The organism is Agrococcus sediminis (assembly GCF_007923295.1).
GTDB lineage: Bacteria > Actinomycetota > Actinomycetes > Actinomycetales > Microbacteriaceae > Agrococcus > Agrococcus sediminis.
In genome coordinates, this window is sequence record NZ_VOIR01000003.1 from 1 (window position 1) to 7,040 (window position 7,040).

Here is a 7,040-nt window from a genome sequence, read left to right on the forward strand (position 1 = left end):
CGGGATCCCGGCTCGAACATGAACGGCGTGACTCATGCGCTATCACCGCCCACATCCACAGCCAGACGCTATCGCCCCTGCTTCTGCCCCGTGATGCACTGGCGATGCAGCGGAGCGATCGAGGGCTCTCAGCCGCGGGTGCTGCCGCGCGGCCCCGACTCCGCGCAAGCGATTTCGTTACACTCCTGTAATAATTGCGCATTGCGCAAGCAGTAACGTTTCACTCAGCGCGTGCATAGGCCCTGCCGAGGGAAGCCCTCCGCCGCGGAAGCGATTGGGACAGGGATGCTCGTAGGGCTTGGTCGTGCATGGGCGATCGCAGCTGTGGCAGCGGGAGTGCTCGTAGCCACGTTGCTGCAGCCGGTCGAGTCTGCCGCGGCGCAGGACGCGGTGGATCCGATGCTGACGATCCCTGCGCTGCAGGCCCCGGCTGTGGCGACTCTGAGCCCTGAGGCGCCGGAGGGCGATGGGGCGCTGCCGACGCCTCGCGTCGAGGCCGCCGCACCGCTCGCGGTAGCGGCGCCGATGGATGAGGCGACCCTCGATGTGGGCTCGCTCGAGGTGGTGGAGCGAGCGCTCCACTCCACGACCTACGACGCCGGCGATGGGACCTTTGTCCGGCAGTTCTCCGAGCAGCCGCAGAACGTGCAACTGACCGACGGCCAGTGGGTTGAGATCTCGACCGGGCTGGAGCGTTCAGGTACCGGCTGGGAGGTGGAGGCGCACCCGCTCGCACCGCAGTTCGGACCCGACGCGAGCGACGCCCGCGCGGTGACGGTGTCGGTCGATGATCACCAGGTGGCGTTCGCGCTCGAAGGCGCGGATCCCGGAAGCGTCGCGGCGCCGTTCTGGTGGTGGGACGAGCAAGACACGATCACCTACCGCGACGTGCTTGAAGGCGCCGACCTCGAGTACGAGGTGCTCTCGGGGTCGGTGAAGGAGACGCTCATCTTGGATGCCCTTCCGGAGGATGGGCGGACGAGCTGGACGTGGCGCATGGACACCGGCGGGCTCGTGCCTCGGATCGATGAGTTCGGCGCGCTCGAGCTCAGCGACGGGGACGACGTCGTGATGAGCAGCGCGACGCCTATCGCCTGGGACGCGGCGGGCTCAGCGGATCGCTGGCGCGGGGAGACGGAGCTCGTGCCTTCCCTTCGTCGCGTCTCTGGCGACACCTGGGCGTACTCGGTGGAGGTGGACCAGGAGTGGCTCGCGTCGCCCGAGCGCGTGTTCCCTGTGTCGATCGATCCGCAGCTGAACGCGGGGCCGAACTTCTGGCAGTCGTACAAGACCGATGGTGCGACACGCTCGGGCGAGCTGCTGGTCGGAAACCCGAACGAGCCCGGTGGAGGAACGTACTGGCGCGCACTCACCCGGATGGACTACGGCGCGGTCCCCGGCAATGTCATCGAGGATGCCTGGCTGTCCGTCGCGTATCTCGGCGGGCAGACGACGGTGCAGTCGGGCCGAGTGAGTCATGCCACCTGCGCCTCCTACGGCTGTCTGGCGGGAGCCAGCGCTGATACCTTCTCGCTGGGTTCAGGCTCTGCCGTCACGAGTGGTGACGTCGTGCCCACAGTGCTGGCGCGGCAGTTCGCTGCCGGGGACACCGGTGTGTCATGGGCGATCCGCGGGGGGTGTCAGATGGTCTGTGTAAGCGGTGAGGTCGCCGTTCGAAGGAGAACAGACTGTGACCATGACCAGGCCGAATCCGGACCGTGAGGAGCGGCGCCGGAAGCAGAAGGAGCTCGCGGACCGCCTGAAGTCGTCCGGTGCGCTGGATGAGATCTTCGCGAAGATCGATGCTGGCGAGCCGCTCACGGGCGAGCAGGGACTGCTCGGCGGAATGCTGAAGGCGGCGCTCGAGCGCGGCTTGGACGCGGAGCTGACCGAGCATGTCGGCTACGAGCGCGGCGATCCCGAAGCGTCGCTGCACGAGAACTCGCGCAACGGCACGACGCCCAAGACCGTCGCGACCGAGATCGGTGACGTCGATCTCGCCGTCCCACGCGACCGCAACGGCACGTTCACGCCGATGCTGGTGCCCAAGGGGCAGCGTCGCTTGGACGGGCTCGACGGGATGATCATCTCGCTCTACGCCGGCGGCATGACGCTGCGCGACATCCAGCACCACCTCGAATCGACCATCGGCACCGAGCTCAGCCACGAGACGATCTCGAAGATCGTCGACCAGGTCGGTGAGGAGGTGCTGGCGTGGCAGTCGCGGCCGCTGGAGGCGCTCTACCCGGTGATCTATCTCGACGCGATCGTGGTCAAGATCCGCGATGGCGGGCACGTGCGCAACAAGGCCGCCCATATCGCCGTCGGCGTCGACATGGACGGCATCAAGCACGTGCTCGGCATCTGGGTGCAGGCGAGCGAGGGAGCGAAGTTCTGGGCGGCCGTCTGCGCCGAGCTCGCCAACCGCGGCGTCCGCGACGTGCTGATCGTCTGCTGCGACGGACTCACCGGCTTCCCGGAAGCGGTCGAGGCGACCTGGCCCGAAGCGACCGTGCAGACCTGCGTCGTGCACCTGATCCGCGCCGCGATGCGGTTCGTCTCCTACGGCGACCGGAAGGCCGTCGCTGCCGCGCTCAAACCGATCTACCAGGCCGCGACCGCAGACGCCGCGCTCACGGCGCTGGAGGCGTTCGAGGCGTCGGAGCTGGGCCGCCGCTACCCGTCAGCGGTCAAGTCGTTCCGCGACGCGTGGGAACGGTTCACGCCCTTCCTCGCCTTCCCGCCGGCGCTTCGGCGAGTGATCTACACGACCAACGCGATCGAGTCGCTCAACTTCCAGCTGCGGAAGGTGACGAAGAACCGCGGGCACTTCCCGAACGATCAAGCCGCGGTGAAGCTGCTCTGGCTAGCGATCTGCGACATCGAGGACAAGCGCGCCCGCGACCGCGAGAAGGAGCGAGGCCTCCGCGCCGAGCAGCGCAAAGCCTCCGGCCGCCTCGTCGAGGGCCAAGTCACCACCAACTGGAAACAAGCGCTCGAGCAGCTCTCACTCGTCTACCCCGACCGCATCAAACCCCACCTCTGACCACCCTGACCCGCGTCGCTTACACAGAGCACTTGACACGCTCGATCCGCGGCAACGAGGTCTCCGGCTACACGTACAAGCGCATCGACGCCGCGATCAGCATTCGATACCACGCGAAGCCGACGGTCGCGCTCGCAACCGGCACGGGGACCCCGACGAACGGCTCCACCGGTGCTCTGACGACGCCGACGCTGCGCGCCTCGCTCACGACCACGTCGACGCTGACCAATCAGGTGCAGTTCGAGGTCTACAGCAGCTCCAGCCTGTCGGAGTCGACGCTCCTCCACAGGACGCCGGCGATCTCCCGCACGACCAGCGGAGCGGTGACCGCATCGGTGCCGGCGACGCTGCTGAAGCCGGGGCAGAAGTACTGGTGGCGCGCGATCGTCACAGACCCCCACAACACGCTCTACGGGCAGCAGCGCTCGGTGTCTTCGACCTGGTCGTTCACGACGCAGCAGGTGCCCGGCGTCGACGGCGCGACCGGCTCGCACGGCACCCTGCAAGGGACACCCCAGACGATCACGACGCTGACGCCGCAGCTCAGCGTGACGGCGGTGGCCGATACCGACAGCGTCGGCAATCGGATGCAGTACCAGTTCCGGGTCTCCTCCGGCTCCGACGCGCGCCCCTACAACGGCGCAAATGTCGGCGCCATCGTCACCTCGGGCTGGCTGGAGGCGCCAGCCGGATCGCCCGTCGCGTTCGCTGTGCCGGAAGGTGCGCTGGAGGACGGCAAGCAGTACTCGTGGACGGTGCTGACGCGGGATGGCGTCTCGACGAATCACTGGCCCGACTGGAACCGCAGGATGCAGGTGAACCTTCGTCTGGGCACCACTGGGCCTTCGCCTTTCGACAGCGCGGGCCCGGTGACGGTGAATCTCGCCAACGGCAACGCGGCGCTGTCATTCGCGTCGCCGACCGTGGAGACCGTCGGCGGGCCCATGGGCTATTCGTTCTCCTACAACTCCGCCGAAGCCGGGACCGCGAACCTCGGCCTGCGCGGGGAGTATTTCGACGCGCGTCGACCGGATGGGTCCGCGCCGAGCGCTCCCGCCGATTTCACCTTCGACGGGAAGCAGCCGCTCCTGGTGCGGACCGACCCCTCGCTGTCGTTCGACTGGGGCACCGGCTCACCCGCGGACGGCGTCCCCAACGATTACTTCCTCGCCCGCTGGAACGGCTTCATCCAGATCCCGGCTCCGACGACGACGGGAGCGGCACCGCAGATCGGCGTGCTGCGCGACGACGGCGCGCGAGTCTTCCTCAACGGCGACCGCGTCCTCGATCACTGGTCACTGTCCTCGCCGACCGTCGACTGGATCGACCTGCCGGCCGGTCTGGCAGGCGGGACGCCGGCGAGCATCCGCGTCGAGTACTTCGAGCGCGCCTACGACGCGAACATGGAGCTCTGGTACCGCGAGGGCCCGAACGACACCAACGCGCACCAGGTGCCCTCGGACTGGCTCACGCGAGACCTGCAGGTGCTGCCGGCGGGGTGGCAGTCGTCGACGGCGATCGCGGGCTCCGCCAGCGCCTGGTCGAAGGCGGAGATCACCGAGACGGCGGTCGTGCTGACGGACTCCAGCGGTGCCGCGCACACTCACGCCCGCACCTCTGCGGGAGGCTTCAGCCCTCCGTCGGGCGAGTGGTCGCACGTCAGCCTCGATGCGGCGGGCAACGTCGTGCTCACCGACGAGGACGGCACCGTCTACCAGTTCGACGCGAACGGGCGCGTGACGTCCGCCGTGAGTCCCGCTGACGCGCGTCGGCCCGCTGCTCCGCAGGCCGAGCGCAACGCGCTCGGTCTCGTGACCGCGATCTACGACCCGGTCTCGACCGGCGGCACGGCCCCGCGCCGCGAGGTGCAGCTGCACTACCAGACCCAGACGCGAACGGCCACCGGCGGACTGACGGGCACGAACGAGCCGATGTGCGACGTGCCCGTCGGCGCCGACAGCGCCTACCGGGAGGCGCCGGTGTCCATGCTGTGCGCGTTGACGTACCCGGACGCGAGCGACGGCATCGCGCGCAGTGAGACCCGGATCCTCTACAACGAAGCCGGCCAGCTCTCTGCCATTCTCGACCCCGGATCCGAGCTGACGAGCTTCGGCTATGACGCTGAGGGCCGGCTCGCGGAGATCCGCGACTCGGTCGCGAGCGACGCGATCGCCGCGGGGCTCGCCGACACCGCGGCCGCCCGTACCCAGATCAGCTACACCGGCGACCGTGTCTCCCGCGTCACGCTCCCTGCACCCGACGGCGCGACCGCGGGCGCACGGCCGCAGCGCGACTACGCCTACGGCTCGGGCACCACGCAGGTGACGGTCGCGGGTCTCGCGGGGGTGGACTCCACCGTCACCTACGACTCCGCGTGGCGCGCGGTCTCGACAACCTCGAACATGGGCGTCTCCTCCAGCCAGGTGTGGCATGCGGAGCGCGACCAGGTGCTGCGCACGACCGACGCTGCAGGGCGCGTCTCGACCACGATCTACGATCCCGTGACCGAACGGGCCACCGACGCGTACGGCCCGGCCCCGGCGGCCTGCTTCGCACCGACGGGACCACCGGTGGCGGATCCTGTCGCGACCGCGGGTTGCGGCATCCTTCCCGCCCACACGCAGACGGCGCACGACGGGCAGCGGGGGCTGCAGGCGGCGTTCTACTCGAATCGGAACCTGACGGGCGCGCCCCGCGCCTTCGCGCAAGGCGTGAACTCGTCCGGCACGGTCGACGTCAACTGGGGCAGCGGCAGCCCCGAGGGCGTCGCCGCTGACAACTGGTCGACCCGCCTGACCGGCCTGGTCACCTTCCCGACCACTGGCGCCTACCGCTTCAGCGCGCTGAGCGACGACGGCGTGCGGATCTGGATCGATGACCGGCTCGTGCTCGACAGCTGGGTCAGCGGCGCGACCGAGCGCGTCGCGCCCGCCGACGTGACCGCGTCTGCGGGCCAGGTCAGCCGCATCCGCATCGAGCACTTCGACGGCGGCTACGGGGCGCAGCTGCACCTCAAGTGGAAGACGCCAGGACAGACGCAAGCGGTCGTCGTGCCCGCGACCGCGCTCGCGCCCGACTACGGCCTGGTCGCTCGCACGACCGTCGACGACCAGGTGCCATCGGGGCTCTCCGGAGTGGCCGCGCCGACCACGACCGCGACGTTCGCGTACGCCCACCCGTGGCTCGGGCAGGCGACCGAGGCGACGCTCGCCGGGCTCACGACCCGGCTCTCCTTCGAGGACCCCGGGGGCGACGGATATCTGCGTCGCACCGAGCGCCGACTGCCGGCCGCCAACACCGGAGGGGCTCCCGCGACCGCGGGCACTACCACCAGCTACTACGGTGCGCTCGAGACCGCCCCTGCCGTCTGCGGCATCCCGGCCGGCACCGGTCAGTTCGGGCTGGCTCGAACGACCACCGGGCCCGCCGCGGCTGACGGCACCAGGGTCGCGACCCACTTCGCCTATGACGCTTGGGGCCGCGTGGCTGGTACGAAGGTCGACGGCGACTGGAACTGGTCCTGCACGACGGTCGACGCGCGGGGTCGCGTGACCTTGCAGACTGCGAGGGCGGCGGCCGGCACGCCGAACCACTCGGCGACCACGACCTACACGGCGACCGCCTCGGGCATGGTCGTGGCTGTGAACGGCCGGGCCGTGGCCGGCAGTGCCAACGGCTCGACGATCACCACTCGCACGGATCTGCTCGGCCGGGTGACGCAGTACACCGATGTGTTCGGCACAGTCACCGTGCCCGCCTATCAGGCCAGGACCGGCAGGCTGCTGTCGACCACGACGACGCCTGCGGGCGGGCAGGCGGAGGCGACGGCATTCTCGTATGACCGGGACGGGAAGGTCACGTCGGTCTCCGTCCGCGGCACGGTCTACGCGACCCCCACATATGACCAGTTCGCGCAGCTCGCATCCGTCGCCTACCTGGGCGGCGGGTCGCTGTCCTCGATCGGGCGGGACGCGGCTGGCCGCGGCACCGCGCA

At 69.6% G+C, this 7,040-nt stretch carries 3 protein-coding genes; all 3 read left to right on the top strand.

Annotated features, from left to right (window positions below; all coding sequences use genetic code 11):
• The first annotated feature begins 390 nt into the window (after window positions 1–390).
• On the top strand, window positions 391–1,722 hold the full coding sequence (locus tag FQ330_RS00445; protein WP_146354307.1) for a hypothetical protein: 1,332 nt from the start codon (window positions 391–393) through the stop codon (window positions 1,720–1,722).
• Window positions 1,697–3,046, top strand: coding sequence for an IS256 family transposase (locus FQ330_RS13410; RefSeq protein WP_146354309.1), 1,350 nt, complete (start codon window positions 1,697–1,699; stop codon window positions 3,044–3,046). Before FQ330_RS00445 ends, FQ330_RS13410 begins: the two co-directional genes overlap by 26 nt.
• Before the next feature lie 32 nt (window positions 3,047–3,078).
• A partial coding sequence (locus FQ330_RS00455; RefSeq protein ID WP_225792612.1) for a PA14 domain-containing protein occupies window positions 3,079–7,040 on the top strand: 3,962 nt, incomplete at its 3' end.

Bases quoted from the DNA above. Each gene is read 5' to 3' on its own strand.
- FQ330_RS13410 (WP_146354309.1), top strand. From the start codon at position 1,697: ATGACCAGGCCGAATCCGGACCGTGAGGAGCGGCGCCGGAAGCAGAAG.